We start from the raw sequence: 14766 nt of genomic DNA, 5'->3' as shown, positions 1-14766 counted from the left end.
CGTTACGCCTCCGCCGCCCGACCTTTGAGCGCGATGATCCCGCGCGGCCGAAATTGAATGAACAGGATGATGAAGAGGATCATGTAGGTTTGCGCGGCCAGGGTGTTGGAGGGGTTCAACCACTCAATCCCCTTTTGCAATGAGCCCACCATGGTGGCCCCCAAAAGCGTGCCCCAGATGTTGCCCACACCGCCGACAACCACGGTCATAAAGCTTTGCACGATGTAATCGGCACCCATTTCGCTGGTGACTTTTGCATAGAGCCCAATCGCCACACCTGCGATCCCGGCGATGCCAGAGCCAAAGCCAAACGTCAGCATGTTAATCTTGTCAGGATTGATCCCCATAGAGGCCGCCATGCGCGGGTTCTGCGTGACCGCGCGGACCTCAAGACCCAGCCGCGTCCGGTTCATCACGAACAAGAACAGCGCAAGGAACAGCAATGCCAAAACGAAAATCGCAATGCGGATATAGCTGATCGACACGATATCGTTGAACACCAATGACCCATCCAGCCAGCCGGGCGATGTCAGCGGGCGTGCTTGGGTGCCGAAAATGTTCTTGGCGATCTGCTGCAACGCGATGGAAATCCCGAAAGTCGCCAAGAGCGTCTCAAGGGGGCGATGATAGAGGTGGCGGATCACCAAACGCTCCATCGCCACGCCCGCACCAAAGGTGACCACAAAGGCCAGCGGCAGTGCGACGATGATAGATACCGTGTAATCCGGGATGATCTGCTGCACGACAAAGCCCGTGTAGGCGCCCATCATGATAAACTCGCCGTGGGCCATGTTGATCACGCGCATCACGCCAAAGGTGATGGCCAGCCCAATTGCAGCCAGAAAATAAATTGAGGCAAGCGACAGCGCGTCGAGCCCCAGATCAAAGACCTGATTGACCGCAACTTTGTTTTCGATACCTGCCAGCACCGTTGCAGCCGCTGCAGCTACGACAGGCGATCCGGTGTAGCGTTCATAAAAGGTGAAGGCGCCCAAAACCTCATCAACCTCGGCTTCTGTGGCAACGGGTGCCACAACACCTTTCTCTGCCAATGCGGCATAAGCTAGATCGCGCGCGTCTTCGGTATCCAGCGTGGCCACCTGGACCCCCGCAACGGCACCATCAGCGATATTGGCCAGCAAGGCGCCACGCTTGTCTTCTCGGCTGATGCGCGGTTTTGCCAGATCGGCGGACACCAGCAGGTCATAGGCCGCATCGCGCGACAGATCTTCGCTCCCAACGGTCAGAATGCGCGCGATGTCATCGCCTTCGGGCGGGGCCGCAGAGGCCTGGACGGTCACCGCCAGCAAGGGGTTCAGCGCAGCGCGTACATCGACCCCCAAATCCCCATCAAATTGTTCTATCGCCGCAATCCGCTCTGCATCGGTTTCACCAAAGCGGATCGTCAGCAACCCTTGCAGACGTTCCATCCGGCTGCGGACTGCTGGGTCTTCTTCCTGAGGCGCGACCTTGTTTAACGCGGCCAGATGCGATTGCTCTGGATCACGTTCAATTGCGCTAAGCGCCTGCATCTTATCATCAAAGCTGCCGGTCAGCTGAAACTGTACCAGTGCCGCACCAATCATGCCGCGAATGCCGCTGTTGGGTTTAAGCTGTTTGAAATCCCGCGCCACAAAGGTGCCCAGTGCGCCGTCGCCTGCGAAATCGAAGGCCGTCAGCTCTTTGCCGGACTTGTCCCCATAGACGAACAGCCCCGTCGTCTTGTTGCGCCACATCTCCTTGTTTTGCCACCGCTCCAGCACCACCTGCGCTTCGGCCAACCCGCTTGCGGCCAGCGCATCAATGGCGGGGCCAATGGTCTTGCGCGACGACTTGGCGATGATCTCACCATGGGTCTGGAGCAACTGCTGTATGGGCGCTTCGGCGTTTTGCGCCGCCAACGGCACGGCGATTGCAGACAGCAGCACCGTTACAAGAACGGTGCACCACCGACGGAGTACAGACATTGGATTTCCCCACTTCCCCAGATCTTCAGGGGCGGCATTCACCGCCCCTGTGCTTACTTGATCAGGATCTGATCAGTAGTTTGATTTGATCTGAACGCAGCTGTCCGTCTCGGTGTTGAACATACCGCAGCCCTTTTCAGCCCAGTCAGAAACCAAAACCGCTGATTCAGGCAGGTAATCGGTCCAGGCGTCGCCTGGCACTTCTTCTGTTTGGCTGATGATGTCGAACTGGCCTTCTTCGGTGATCTCACCGATCAGCACAGGCTTGGCCAGGTGGTGGTTTGGCAACATCACAGCCGTGCCGCCCGTCAGGTTCGGGAACTCTTGACCGTACATCGAGGTGCGCACCGCATCCACGTCCGTTGTGCCAGCCGCCGTTGCCGCGTTCACCCACATGTTAAAGCCGATGTAATGCGCCTCCATCGGGTCATTGGTCACGCGCTCTTCGCCCATGCGGGCCTTCCACGCTTCAACCCATTCGGCATTCGCGTCTGTGTCTGCGGATTGGAAATAGTTCCACGCGGCCAGGTGCCCCACAAGGTTAGTGGTATCCAGACCGGACAGTTCTTCTTCGCCCACTGAGAAGGCCACGACAGGAATGTCATCCGCGCTGATCCCAGCGGCTGCGAGTTCCTTGTAGAAGCCCACGTTGGCGTCGCCGTTGATCGTTGAGATCACGCCAACTTTCTTACCATCCGCACCAAGCGCCACTACGTCGGAGACGATCTTGGACCAGTCAGAATGCCCAAACGGCGTGTAGTTCACAAAGATATCGTCAGCCGCGATGCCCTTTTGCTGCAGATAGCTTTCAAGGATGTTGTTCGTTGTGCGCGGATAGACATAGTCGGTCCCGAGCAGTGCGAACTTTTCAACACCCAGCTCTTCCAGGAAATAATCTGTCGCGGGGATGGCCTGCTGGTTCGGGGCCGCACCGGTGTAGAAAACGTTCTTGGATGATTCCTCGCCTTCGTACTGAACAGGATAGAACAGCAAGCCGTTCAGCTCTTCGATCACGGGCAGGACCGATTTGCGGGACACGGATGTCCAGTTGCCAAAGATCACGTCAACCTCGTGTACGGAGATCAATTCACGCGCTTTTTCTGCAAACAGGGGCCAGTCAGAGGCCGGGTCAACCACAACGGCCTCCAGCTCACAGCCCAGGACGCCGCCCTTGGCGTTCTGCTGCTCAATCAGCATCTCCATGGTGTCTTTGAGCGTTGTTTCCGAAATCGCCATCGTGCCGGAGAGCGAGTGCAGCACACCCACCTTGATGGGGCAGTCTTGTGCCAAGGCTGGCATGACCGACGCGGCCAGAATGGCAGCAGAGCTGAGAAGTGTCTTTTTCATTGCAGTTTTCCTTTGAGCCCTGCGCAGGAGACGTTGCATTTGAGGATGTCCCCCCCATATGCCTCCCACGCAATGAAATTGCGGATTGCGGTGGTGGTTGGAATTGCAAGGCCATCACCACCGCATGTTCAAAAGGATGCAGAGATCCCGCCCGAAGTGGTTTCACAATTGGTGCGGCGACTTCGAGCCAGATGTCGGGTGAAGGCCTGTTTCACGCGGCGCGTCGTCTAAAAATTGTGCGGATTTGCCGGGTCGGCCATTTTTTTAGGCGGAATGCGGGACGCCCCAGAGGTGGATTTTCACTCCTGATCGAAAACGGTCTGTGGCCATCCCTCATTTTTACCAAGACACTGGCACCTCAGGCGCAGTATGCAAACGACTTGGATTGCGCTTGAAACGCAGCGCAGCACCCCGGGGCCTGTCGCACTTTTCAGTGCTCAATCAGGAGGTGTCTGCAAGCCAACTCCAGGCCGATCTGCCTAGCGCCGCGTGCCCACCATGCGGGCCAAACCACCCGGTGCAAAGCGCAGGATCAGGATCATCCCGACGGCGACAACGATGAAACGTGCCTCTTCCATGCCGCGGATCCCGGCCATGGCCTCGGTCGCGAAGGTCAGGACAAGGGCTGCGATGATTGGGCCGATGATGGTGGCTGTGCCTCCGATCAGAACCATGGACAACGCGAGGCTGAGCGTACCAAAGCTTAGCACCTCAGGGGCCGCGACGCGCAAATAAATGGCAAAGAACCCGCCCGCGATACCGGGAAAGACCGCACTGGCCACCAAAGCCAACACCCGCTGGCGCGCGATGGAGATGCCGCGCGCCTGGGCGTAGTCTTCGTTGTCCCGCACCGCGAGTAGGGATTTGCCGAAGGCCGAATTGGTGATCGCCAACAGATAGAGCGTTGAGATGACCAGCAGACCAAGTGCGACATAATAATAACCAAACTTGAAATCGCGGATAAAGCGGTAATCCCCGATCTCAAGCCCCGGAATGCGCACCATGCCCCCTGCCCCGCCTGTGATCTGGCTTTGGCTAAGGATCAACTGCAACACCAACTGACTGAACCCGAAGGTGACCAAGACCACGTAAATGCCTTTCAGCCGCGCCACGGGAAGCGATACGATCAAGGCCGTGATGGCCGCGGTCACGCCCCCCATCGGGATGGCAAACCAAGGATCAACGCCCCAGGTTTTGGCCGCCACAGCAGAGGTATAGACGCCCACCGCAAAGAAGGTCAGATGGCCGAAGTTGAACAGGCCCGCATATCCCAGCGACAAATCCCAGTTTGACGCGATGATCGCGTAGACAAAGGCCAGAATGAACAGATGCCGCGTGTAGCTGTCTGTGACGAACATTGGCAGGATGGCAAAGACGGCCAATGCCAGCAGTAAAACAAGCGGATGCCGCATCTCAGGCCCTCCCAAAAAGGCCGTTGGGCCGGAAGATGAGAACGATGATCAGGCCCAGGAACAGCACGAAGGGCGTCCAATAAAGGCCAAGCACCAGCACCAGAAACGCCTCCGTCAGTCCGATGACAAAGGCCGCCCCCACCGTTGCACCAAGCGAGCCGAGGCCCCCGAAAATCACAACGATCATCGCCTTGACCAAAGGCTCTGCTCCCAAGCTGGGCGTGATAAAGCGGATGCCTCCCAAAAGAATTCCCGTAAGCCCGGCCAGCGCCGCCCCAAGCCCAAAGGCAAAGGCGAAGGTGAGCGGCACGTTGATGCCCAAAAGCGCTGCGGCATCCTGGTTCTGCCCCACCGCGCGCAACGAACGGCCCAGCGTTGTCTTGGTCGCAAAAGCCCAAAGCGCCACCAGGATGACAGGTGCGATCAGCACGATCAGCGCTTCATGCGCTGAGATAACCGCGCCAAAGATGGAAACGTCTCCTTCCACAAGCCGCGGCAGCTGTTTTAGGCGCGCGCCCCAGATGATCTGGGCGGATTTCTCCAAAATGATCATCGCTGCCAGCGTGGTCATGACGGTGATCAGCAGCATGTTGGGTTTGCCATAAAACGGCCGGACCAGCAGATATTCGATCACGATCCCAAGAAGGGCTGCGGCAGATACACCTGCGATCAATCCGGGCCAAAGGCCAAGGCCCATGCCTTCGGACACGGTCCAGGCCACAAAAGCGCCGATCATCATCAACGCGCCATGGGCAAAATTAAAGACACCAAGCGTCGTCCAGATCAGGCTAAGCCCACTGGCCATCAGCGCATAGAGTGATCCCAGAACGACGCCAGAGACGAGGGTTGTCATGAACGCATCCATGCTCAGGCGTCCTCCCCGAAATACATGCTCATAATCTCGCTGTGATCCGGGGCGTTGTCCTTGGCAATCTCGCGCACAACTTCGCCATGTTCGATCAGATACAGCCTGTCGGCCAGGGACAGCAGCAATTCCACATCCTGTTCAACAACGATGACCGGCACCTGCGCTGAGATGTCTTTGAGCGCGATCGCAAGCTCCTCTTTCAGCTTTGGCGACAGCCCCAAGGTGGGTTCATCCAATAACAACAGACGTGGCGCGCACATCAGCGCGGCCCCTATCGACAGCATCTGGCGTTCCCCCCTGAAAGCGTTTTGGCTTTTTGACCGCTGCGCTCAGCCAGACGGGGAAACAGGTCATAGACTTTTTGCATCGATGATTTGGCAGCGGCTTTGGCCGGTTTGGTAAAGGCCGCCATCTCAAGCGTTTCGCGCACGCCCATGTCACCAAACAAGGTGTTGCCTTGCTGAGAGTGTACCAGCCCCCGCGATACGATGGCCGAGGGGCGCAGCCCGGTAATGTCGTCGCCCTGATGCCGGATGTGGCCCTTGGTGGGTTTCATCAGGCCTGAGATCAGCCGCAGCAGGGTGGTTTTGCCATGTCCATTCGGACCAAAGAGCCCGATGTTTTCACCTGCCTCCATATGCAAGCTGAGCCCCCGCAGGACGGTAACAGAGCCGTAGGCGGCCTCGATGTTTTCCACCTCAAGAATGCGGGTCATGCGGCGCGTGTCCCCAGATAGGCTTCAATCACGGCAGGGTCCTGCATCACTGTTTTGGGATCGCCCTGGGCCAGAAGCCCGCCCTGGTTCAGCACGATCAACCGCTCAGACACCGCCATCAAAAGCCCCAAGACATGTTCAATCAGGATCACCGTCACGCCGGTTTTGTTTATTCTGCGCAAAAGCGTCTCAAGCGCTGCAATCTCGGGTCGGGTCAGGCCTGACGCAGGCTCATCCAGCATCAGCACCTTGGGGCCTGTCACCAGAGCTGAGGCGATCATGAGTTGCTTGCGTTCATAGACCGACAATTCTGTCGTGGGCATGTCGCGCCGGTCTTCGGCAAATTCCACGGTGTTGAGCGGCGCTTGCACATCAGCATCCGCCCCTCCGCCATAGGTGGCGGCGATGGCCACGGTTTCGGTGGCCGTCAGATCGGGAAATTCGACATCTTTTTGAAAGGTACGCGTCAGACCAAGCTGCGCAATCTTGTGCGGGGCCATGCCGTCTATCCGTTGTCCGTCAAACAGCACCTCACCCGAAGTTGGGCCAAAAGGGATACGCGTCATGACGTTAAACAACGTGCTTTTGCCAGACCCGTTTGGCCCGGCCACACCCAGAAACTCACCGGGGACGACATCAAAACTGACATCATTGACAGCTGTGAGGCCACCGAAGCGTTTGGTCACCCCCTTAAGGGAGAGGATCGGCTGTGTCATGAAGGTCTCTTTGTTTGTGTCCGGGCCACGTATAGGTGCGCGGCCCGGATCAGGGAGGTTATTGCATCCAGGACGGTTCTACGAATTCACCTGTCGCATAGACGGGTGGGTAGAACAGCGCACGGTTGCCGTCTTGGATCTGGTAGAACTGCAGCGGGATGCCGTCGTTTGATTGGACAGCCAGGTGTGTCGCGGGATCAAAGGCAACCGCGCCCATTGCTGTCTGCGTTTTGGAGGCCCCAATCGCTTTGCCGATGGCCACACGATCTGCGGGATCACCCACCTGTTCCAAAGCCGCCGCATAGATCAGCACCTGCTCATAAAGGGCGGCACCGTAGGTGCCCGGCTCATTGCCGAAGGCGTCTTTATATTTCGCGATCACTTCGGCCGCACGTGGGTTGGTCGGCGTGTTCAGGATGCCGCCAAGCAGGTTGTAGACGATACCTGATGATTGCTCTTTCGTCAGTTCGATAAACTCAGGCACCGAAGGGGCGTATTGGATGAACACCAGGCTGTCGGTCGGGTTTTCGTTGAACTGGGACACAAAGAGTGCGGCGTTAGAGGACACATAATCGGTGTTGATGATCACCGCCGGTTCGGCATCACGCACGGTGCCAAGGAAACCACGCCAGTCGTTGATTTCACCAAAGGGCACCAGATCGTTGGTGACAACTTCCCATCCGGCCCCTTCAAAGGCCTCGACCATGCCGTCCGCAATCCCTTTGGAATAGGGGTTGTCAGAAGCAATGAGCGCCACCTTTTTGTTGGGCAGATTCAGTTTGCCATCCGCGGCCAATCCATCAATCACGGGTACGATTTCGGTGTTGTAGCCCGCAAATGACGGGGTCAGCGACCAGACGGTCGGAAAGGCGTCTGGGTCAGGCGAAATGATGGCTTCGGTCTGGGATGAGTTGGCGGAGACCATGTAGATCATCTCCATCTCGGCCATCAGCTCAATCTCAAAATTTGAACCGGAGGCATATCCGGTCATGATGGCCCCCATGTCGCGGTCCCCCAGCAGACGTTCTGCAGCGGTCGTGACCTTATCGGCAGCACCATCGACGACATCGCCGACCACCAGCTCAAAGGTATGACCGGCCACACCGCCCGCCGCGTTCAACTCGTCGACGGCCATCTGCGCCCCGTTGACCATTTCGGCCCCGTCCGCAGCTTGCGCGCCCGAGACGGGTGCCAGCACACCGATTTTGACCACATCAGCTGCGGCAATCCCGGCCTGGGCGATCAGCCCAAGCGCGGTGGCGCAGGCAAGTAAAGTTCGACGTTTCATGAGTTAGCTCCCTGTTATTGGCTAAGGTCGTTCAAAAATCTGCTGAGATAGGCATCAAAGGTTTCGGGCGCTTCCCAGAAGGGCGCGTGCCCAATGCCGGCCAGATCATGAACCTTTTTGTCCCAAAGGTTTCGGTATGGCAGCCGTGCGATAAATTCATTGTGGATAAACGCATCCTCCGCGCCGTTCACAATCGCTAATGGCACTGGCGCGTTTACGGCCAGATGTTGCTGGTTTTCGCCAACGCCGCAGGCAAGTTTGGCAATCATCAAAGAACGCGCGCGCCCGTCGCAGCGGGTCACGGCCTCTTTTAGAAAAGGATCATAGGGGGCGTTTGGCCCGCAGGTGTTATGGGCAAAGACATCAATCTCTTCATCAGACAGTATCTGTTTGGAGGCGATCGAATGTTCGATATCACCTGCGAACCCTTCGGCCACCGCCCCTTTGCCTTGGGTGATCGGCGGTGAGCCTGTGATCATCACCCCCGCTAACGCCTGTGTTTGCGCCATCATGTCCAGCGCGATGTGCCCGCCAAGCGACCAGCCTAAGACGGCGTAACGCTCAATCCCCAAGGCGCGCATAAGCTCAATGGCAGCCGCCGCATATCCCTTCATGTTGTAACTCAGATCCGGATCGGCGGCATCTTCGCTGGCACCGTGACCGGGCAAATCGAAGGCGATGCAGCGATGTTTGGCCCCAATGGCCCCGTCCAGTTGGTTGCGGAACACCTGATGCGAGGTGGAGTTGCCGTGGATCATCAAGAGCGGCAGCCCAGCCCCTGCCGTTTCGACATAGGCAAGCCGCGCGTGGGACGTGTCTATGTAGGCCAAATCGCTCAAGACTTGACCCCGCACATGTCCAGCACAGTGGCGGCAATCACCTTTGTCGTATCAATCAGGCTATCCACCTCAACACATTCGTTGTCGCCGTGAAAGCCATCGCCCGAGGGGCCATAGATGATTGGCACCACCCCTTTGCCTGCGTAGTGCGCAGCGTCTGTCACGGCCTCAAACCCTTTCAGGCGCGGTGCCTTGGCTTGAAACTGCGCCGCCCGCGCCAAAGCGGCTTGGGTCAACGGGTGATCGTCCGGCGTGTTCATCGGCGGAAAGTGCAGACCCCAGAGCGACCATTCGATCTTGGGTGGGTTTTCCCGCATCCAAGGATCCATCTGTGCAAAATGATGTACGAAAGCCTCAAACTCCGCCTTCACATCTGCAAAGTCTTCTTGCGGCATGAATTTGTAATCCAGCACGATGGTGCAGACATCTGATGTCATGGCAGCATTGCTCATGATGGCCGGGTTGCCGTCTTCGCCCATACCGGCCCCGCCCATGATGGTGCCGGGGTTGATGGTTGCCAATCCGGCGGGCATCAGCAGGTGGTTGTTGTCACGACAGCGGCTGGCCTCAAAATCACGCAAAGCCGCAATGAACCTTGTGGCCAGCTCAATCGCGTTCACCCCCGGCTCAAGCCGGCCGGGCGTATCGTGCTGGGGCCAGATCATGTTGTAGCGCCAACCGGCGTGGGATTGTTTGCCAAAGATGGTGATCTTGGTCCAATCCAGCCCCCCTTCGGCGGGGATCACATCGCCCCATGTCGGCTCCGCGATCAGCGCGTGCTTGGCCAGATGGCCGCGGTTTACAACGTCAATTGCGCCAAAACCGCCTGCCTCTTCGTCCACGACCGTGTGAACCGACAGGCGGCCCTCAAGCTCAACTCCCGCTTTGCGAATGGCGCGGGCGGCTGAAATGCAGGCGGCCACGCCACCTTTCATATCCACAGCCCCCCGGCCCCAGATCTTACCCGCATCAAGCTGGCCACCAAACGGATCACGGTCCCAGGCGTTTGCATCGCCCACGGGGACCACATCCACATGGCCGCACAGGATCATGCTTTTTTCATCTGAGCCGGGCAGGTCGGCAATCACGTTTGGGCGATCCTCAAAGCTCTCAAACCGCTCAATCCCGAAATCAAGCGGGCGCAGCTCCTGCTCAATCCGGTCTTGAACATCCGCTTCGCGGTTCAGCCCTTGTTCGGTCTGGAACTTTGGGTTCACGGACGGGATGCGCACCAGGTCTTGGGTGAGGGCCACAACGTGATCCTTGTCCGCCTCAATCGCATCCATCACAGCCTTTAATGCGGTATCCATCAGGTGTTCTCCAATTCTGCAATCAGCTCAGCGGTCGTGACCTGGCGGCAATAGCCTTTTATGGCGCTGATTGAATTGTCGTGCCGCTCATCGTTGTAGGTCAGACAGGCATCCGTGACCTGCGTGACCAGATACCCCAGATCACAGGCATCCCGGATGGCGCTTTCCACACATTGATCGGTCAGCAGCCCTGACAGGACCAACTGTTTCACCCCAAGATTGCGCAGGATGTAATCAATATGGGTGGACACGAAGACGGATGAGGACGACTTGGGCAGAACAATCTCGTCTCCCTCGGGCGCGATCTGATCAATCACCTTCCCGTCCCACGACCCTTTTGGCACGTTGAATCCGGTGATCTTGTAATCGAGCGAACGGTCCCGCCCGTCCAGCGTCAGGCTTTCGATTGTGGTGTACATAACCTCAACCTTTGCGCCCCGCGCCGCGGCCTGAAGCGCCTGCATGTTGGGAATGACACGGGTGTTGAGCTGGTCAAAATACCAGCCGTATTTGGCTTCAAACTCTGCTTTGTCATAGTCTGCAAATTCAGCCCCCTCAGGGTGCGCAGAGAAGTTCTGCACATCAACGAACAGCAACGCGGACTGCGATGGATCAAGTGGGATGTTGCGGGACAGGGTCATATGGTCTTTCTCAAACAGTGGGGAACGCTGGTGCGCTGTCTGGCCCTTCGGGCGAGGGCACCCGCCACGACCACGCCCGCCTCCATTGGGGGCCGAACGCCTTGAAGTGCCGGCTCCAAATCCACATGACGAAACCCAGGCGAGGCGTTCCGCACGTCCGCGAAGGCGTCTGGCATTGGGTCATCTAGGTTGAGCAGCGTTTGCGCAGAAGCATCTCTCATGAGGATCAGAGTAAGGAAAATAAAAATTCAAAGTCAAGGCAATTATAATCTGTTGAAATTATATTTCCAAAAATCCAGATGCGATGAACTAGGATTAGCAATGGATGCACAAAGAGGTGGCATCAACCTGTCTGACGGATTTTGGAAAAAACGCGCTACGCCCATCAACACTGTGGGTTCATCGCACTGCATACCACCGATCATCGCAGCATCCGCAAGTCGCCGACACCTGTACCGCAATGCAACCTATGCACCGGTGCTCATCGGGTCTGGCTCCGGCGGGAAACGGCAGGTGTCAGAGGTGATACGCGCTGGTCCTTTGTGCCTGCAAAGCCACTGGCGCAGATCAGGTGCCCAGCAACGGATCTGAGCGCCATGCCACGCCTTTCATCAAACCTGCGAGAATGACTACAGACCCAGGGCCAGCTTTTTCTTCTCCGACCACGTCAGGATCGCCATATCAAAGGTCAGCGCCATCAGCGACACACAGAACCCAAGCACAAAATTCTTACCCAAATCCGTGCCCGCCAGGGTCTTTTGCAGCTCTTGGCCCAAACCTTGGGTGCCGATAAATGCCGCGATGATCACCATGAAAAAGGCGAACATGATGGCCTGGTTGAACCCCACCGCCATGGTCGGCAGCGCGAGTGGCAGTTGCACGTTCCAAAGCTTTTGATAGGTCGTCGCCCCCGACATCTCCGCTGCCTCAACCATTTCAGCAGGCACGCCGCGCAACCCTTCCACGGTGTAGCGCACCAAAGGCACCATGGCGAAGATCAGGATCGACATCACCACAGAGGTTGCAGTGATCCCAAAGAGCATGATGGCCGGGATGAGATAGATAAAGCTGGGAAAAGTCTGGGCCGTGTCGCAGACCAGCAGAACACGCCTGGCGCGCTTTTCAGAGCGGGCCGCGTAAACACCCAGCGGGATGCCGATCAGCATCGCCAGTGTCACAGCAGAGATGACCGAATAAAGCGTGATCACCGATCGGTCCCACCAGCCAGAGAACGCCACCAGCCCAAAGAACACGGCGGCATAGATGCCGGGGCGTCTGCCCCCCATCGCAAGCGCGCCTGCGACGACGAACAGGATAAAGGCTGAGGTCGGGATAGATAGCAGGAAATCACGGAAAGGGTTCAGCACCTTGACGTTCAAAAAGAAGCGGATGGCTTCTGTCGTAGATTTGACAACATCAAGCGCCAGCAGGGATTTGATCGCGGTATCAATCTCCTTGCCCTGGGAAAAGCTTTGGCGGCGGCCAATCTCAGCGAACCATTCCACCATCTGGCCCAGCACGAAGAAGAAAACAAAGGCGCCAAAACCCAGCAGCAACAACTTGTGTTGCGCCCACCAGGGGTGTCACGCTCAAAGTGTTCGGGCTGTTTGGCCACCCAGGCTTTGGACAGCCGGTCCAGCGTCACGGCAAGCAAAACGATCGTCACGCCAATCTCAAAAGACCGGCCCAGTTTGAAGCTGCCCATCATGGCTAGCAGCTTGGCACCCAATCCGGGCATGCCGATAAAGGCGGTCAGAACCACCATCGCCAGGCACAGCATGATGACCTGGTTGATGCCGACCAGAATGTCGGTGCGCGCCGACGGCAGATAAACATGTCTAAGCATTTGAAAGCGCGAACAGCCCGCCATCTTGCCCGCTTCAACCACTTCACCCGGTACTTTTTTCAGACCAAGCGTGGTCATCAGGATCATTGGCGGGATGGCATAGATGATGGTGGCGATTGCTCCTGCGGTTGGGCCCACTTTGAAAAAGATCACGGCTGGCAGCAGGTAGGTGAAAAAGGGCAGCGTTTGCAGAACCGACAGAATGGGCCGCAACGCGCGGTCGACCCAATCGTATTTCCAAGCCGCAATGCCCAGGCCCAGCCCCACAACAAAGGCGATGGGGGCCGCCACCACGAGGACAGACATCGTCTCCATCGCGATCTTCCACTGACCGATAAGCGCGGTCCAGACAAAGGTGCCCCCTGCCAAAGCGGCAAGACGCCAGCCGCCAAGGTAGTACCCCAGCACAGCAGCAGAGGCGGCAATCGCGCTCCAGGGGATGGCATCAAACCGCGGCCAGCGTTTTTTGCCGTAAAGCAGGTTGGCCGTGGTATCGAGCATGAACTGCAATGGCCCTTCGGCAAACCAGCGGGTCAGCTTTTCAAGGCCAAGATCGGTGCGCACAAAGTTGAACAGCGCATCAAGCCAGACGGCAAAAGGCGGCACCAGGCCTTCGGGCACACGGTGCAACCACGCAGGCAGCAGGCCAAGGTATTGAACGACGGTGAGCAAAAACGCCAAACAGGTTAAGCCCAGCGCCACCTGTGACGCGGAATAGCCGGGTTTTGGCACTGTTGGTGTGTCGTTTGAGACAACCGCCATCAGGCCTCTCCCACCAGGATCATCAGTGTTTCTTGTCTTGAAATGGCACCGATGATGTCGCCATCCCGTTCAACGGGGATGACTTCGCGGTCATCAGATACCAATACGGACGCAAGCTCTCGTACCGTGGCAGAGGCTGGCACGGGCGCGCCCTCGCCCTTCAGATCGGATTTGGCCAAGACGCCCGCGTGCACCACGCGGGATTTGTCGATATCTTCGATGAACTTGCGCACGTAGTCTGTCGCGGGGTGCAGCACGATCTGATCAGGGGTGTCGCATTGCTCAACCGCGCCATCTTTCATGATCGCAATCCGGTCGGCCAGGCGCAGCGCTTCGTCGAAATCATGCGTGATGAACACAATTGTTTTGCCCAGCATTTCCTGCAGGCGCAGGAATTCATCCTGCATCTCTTTGCGGATCAGCGGATCCAGCGCCGAAAAGGGTTCATCCAGGAACCAGATGTCCGGCTCAATCGCCAAACTGCGGGCGATGCCCACGCGCTGCTGTTGCCCGCCTGAAAGCTCACGGGGGAAGTAGTCTTCACGGCCCTCAAGCCCCACCAGCTTGACCACCTCCATCGCCCGGTCCCGGCGCGAGTGGCGATCCTGTCCGCGCATTTCCAGCGGGAAGGCCACGTTTTCAAGCACGGTGCGGTGCGGCAGCAATCCAAAGCTTTGGAACACCATGCCCATCTTTTCGCGCCGTAGGTTGATCAGGTCTTTTTCAGACAGCGCACCAATGTCTTGGCCTTCGACCTCAATGGTGCCGCTGGTGATTTCATGCAGCCGTGAGAAACAGCGCACCAAGGTCGATTTGCCCGAGCCCGAAAGGCCCATGATCACCAACATCTCCCCCTGGGACACCTCGATGGAGACATCGCGCACACCGGCGATATAGCCATCTGCACGGATCTCATCAAAACTGCGTCCCGCTGGCATCTTCTTAAGATACGCTTGCGGGTTATGCCCGAAAACCTTCCAGACGTTTTTGCAAGATATCACGGGGGAACTTGTGGCCATTAGCGATCTACCTGGGGTTTTCGGCAAGCCGCAGCT

Annotated in this window: 12 protein-coding genes and 1 pseudogene; all 13 read right to left on the bottom strand. The window is 57.7% G+C overall.

All coding sequences use genetic code 11. From position 1 onward, the window contains the following. Positions 1-2: 2 nt before the first annotated feature. Positions 3-1967, bottom strand: coding sequence for an urea ABC transporter permease subunit UrtB (gene urtB, locus ACZ1HM_RS04780; RefSeq protein ID WP_472741631.1), 1965 nt, complete (start codon positions 1965-1967; stop codon positions 3-5). A gap of 72 nt (positions 1968-2039) precedes the next feature. Further along, on the bottom strand, positions 2040-3314 hold the full coding sequence (urtA, locus tag ACZ1HM_RS04775; RefSeq protein ID WP_472741629.1) for an urea ABC transporter substrate-binding protein: 1275 nt from the start codon (positions 3312-3314) through the stop codon (positions 2040-2042). 479 nt (positions 3315-3793) lie between these two features. Next, positions 3794-4726: a branched-chain amino acid ABC transporter permease gene (locus ACZ1HM_RS04770; RefSeq protein WP_472741627.1), complete on the bottom strand. Its 933-nt coding sequence runs from the start codon at positions 4724-4726 to the stop codon at positions 3794-3796. Position 4727: 1 nt separating this feature from the next. Continuing rightward, positions 4728-5579, bottom strand: a complete 852-nt coding sequence (locus tag ACZ1HM_RS04765; protein ID WP_472741625.1) for a branched-chain amino acid ABC transporter permease — start codon at positions 5577-5579, stop codon at positions 4728-4730. 14 nt (positions 5580-5593) lie between these two features. Then, positions 5594-5878 (bottom strand): ATP-binding cassette domain-containing protein, encoded by a 285-nt coding sequence (locus ACZ1HM_RS04760; protein WP_472741623.1) that lies wholly within the window; start codon positions 5876-5878, stop codon positions 5594-5596. Beyond that, positions 5866-6309: an ATP-binding cassette domain-containing protein gene (locus ACZ1HM_RS04755; protein ID WP_472741621.1), complete on the bottom strand. Its 444-nt coding sequence runs from the start codon at positions 6307-6309 to the stop codon at positions 5866-5868. The genes ACZ1HM_RS04760 and ACZ1HM_RS04755 overlap by 13 nt, the downstream gene beginning before the upstream one ends. Further along, positions 6306-7025, bottom strand: a complete 720-nt coding sequence (locus ACZ1HM_RS04750) for an ABC transporter ATP-binding protein (protein WP_472741619.1) — start codon at positions 7023-7025, stop codon at positions 6306-6308. The genes ACZ1HM_RS04755 and ACZ1HM_RS04750 overlap by 4 nt, the downstream gene beginning before the upstream one ends. A 58-nt stretch (positions 7026-7083) precedes the next feature. Then, a complete protein-coding gene (locus tag ACZ1HM_RS04745) occupies positions 7084-8313 on the bottom strand; it encodes an ABC transporter substrate-binding protein (RefSeq protein ID WP_472741617.1) in 1230 nt (409 codons plus the stop codon). Between the two features lie 14 nt (positions 8314-8327). Next, positions 8328-9152, bottom strand: coding sequence for an alpha/beta fold hydrolase (locus ACZ1HM_RS04740; protein WP_472741615.1), 825 nt, complete (start codon positions 9150-9152; stop codon positions 8328-8330). After that, complete coding sequence (locus ACZ1HM_RS04735) at positions 9149-10462, bottom strand: M20 family metallopeptidase (protein ID WP_472741613.1); 1314 nt, start codon at positions 10460-10462, stop codon at positions 9149-9151. The genes ACZ1HM_RS04740 and ACZ1HM_RS04735 overlap by 4 nt, the downstream gene beginning before the upstream one ends. Further along, on the bottom strand, positions 10462-11103 hold the full coding sequence (locus ACZ1HM_RS04730; RefSeq protein WP_472741611.1) for a cysteine hydrolase family protein: 642 nt from the start codon (positions 11101-11103) through the stop codon (positions 10462-10464). Before ACZ1HM_RS04730 ends, ACZ1HM_RS04735 begins: the two co-directional genes overlap by 1 nt. Before the next feature lie 629 nt (positions 11104-11732). After that, positions 11733-13711: pseudogene (locus tag ACZ1HM_RS04725) on the bottom strand (ABC transporter permease). Then, a complete protein-coding gene (locus ACZ1HM_RS04720) occupies positions 13711-14730 on the bottom strand; it encodes a quaternary amine ABC transporter ATP-binding protein (RefSeq protein WP_472741609.1) in 1020 nt (339 codons plus the stop codon). Before ACZ1HM_RS04720 ends, ACZ1HM_RS04725 begins: the two are co-directional and overlap by 1 nt. Positions 14731-14766 lie beyond the last annotated feature (36 nt).

It is taken from the genome of Sulfitobacter sp. GN1-4 (genome assembly GCF_055693825.1).
Note: the sequence above shows the minus strand (reverse complement) of the source record. Positions and strands in the feature narration are given on the sequence as shown.

What these genes read in the sequence shown, in the direction of transcription:
- urtB (WP_472741631.1), bottom strand. Translation starts at nt 1,967, where the DNA reads ATGTCTGTACTCCGTCGGTGGTGCACCGTTCTTGTAACGGTGCTGCTG.
- urtA (WP_472741629.1), bottom strand. Translation starts at nt 3,314, where the DNA reads ATGAAAAAGACACTTCTCAGCTCTGCTGCCATTCTGGCCGCGTCGGTC.
- ACZ1HM_RS04770 (WP_472741627.1), bottom strand. Translation starts at nt 4,726, where the DNA reads ATGCGGCATCCGCTTGTTTTACTGCTGGCATTGGCCGTCTTTGCCATC.
- ACZ1HM_RS04765 (WP_472741625.1), bottom strand. Translation starts at nt 5,579, where the DNA reads ATGACAACCCTCGTCTCTGGCGTCGTTCTGGGATCACTCTATGCGCTG.
- ACZ1HM_RS04760 (WP_472741623.1), bottom strand. Translation starts at nt 5,878, where the DNA reads ATGCTGTCGATAGGGGCCGCGCTGATGTGCGCGCCACGTCTGTTGTTA.
- ACZ1HM_RS04755 (WP_472741621.1), bottom strand. Translation starts at nt 6,309, where the DNA reads ATGACCCGCATTCTTGAGGTGGAAAACATCGAGGCCGCCTACGGCTCT.
- ACZ1HM_RS04750 (WP_472741619.1), bottom strand. Translation starts at nt 7,025, where the DNA reads ATGACACAGCCGATCCTCTCCCTTAAGGGGGTGACCAAACGCTTCGGT.
- ACZ1HM_RS04745 (WP_472741617.1), bottom strand. Translation starts at nt 8,313, where the DNA reads ATGAAACGTCGAACTTTACTTGCCTGCGCCACCGCGCTTGGGCTGATC.
- ACZ1HM_RS04735 (WP_472741613.1), bottom strand. Translation starts at nt 10,462, where the DNA reads ATGGATACCGCATTAAAGGCTGTGATGGATGCGATTGAGGCGGACAAG.
- ACZ1HM_RS04730 (WP_472741611.1), bottom strand. Translation starts at nt 11,103, where the DNA reads ATGACCCTGTCCCGCAACATCCCACTTGATCCATCGCAGTCCGCGTTG.
- ACZ1HM_RS04720 (WP_472741609.1), bottom strand. Translation starts at nt 14,730, where the DNA reads ATGGCCACAAGTTCCCCCGTGATATCTTGCAAAAACGTCTGGAAGGTT.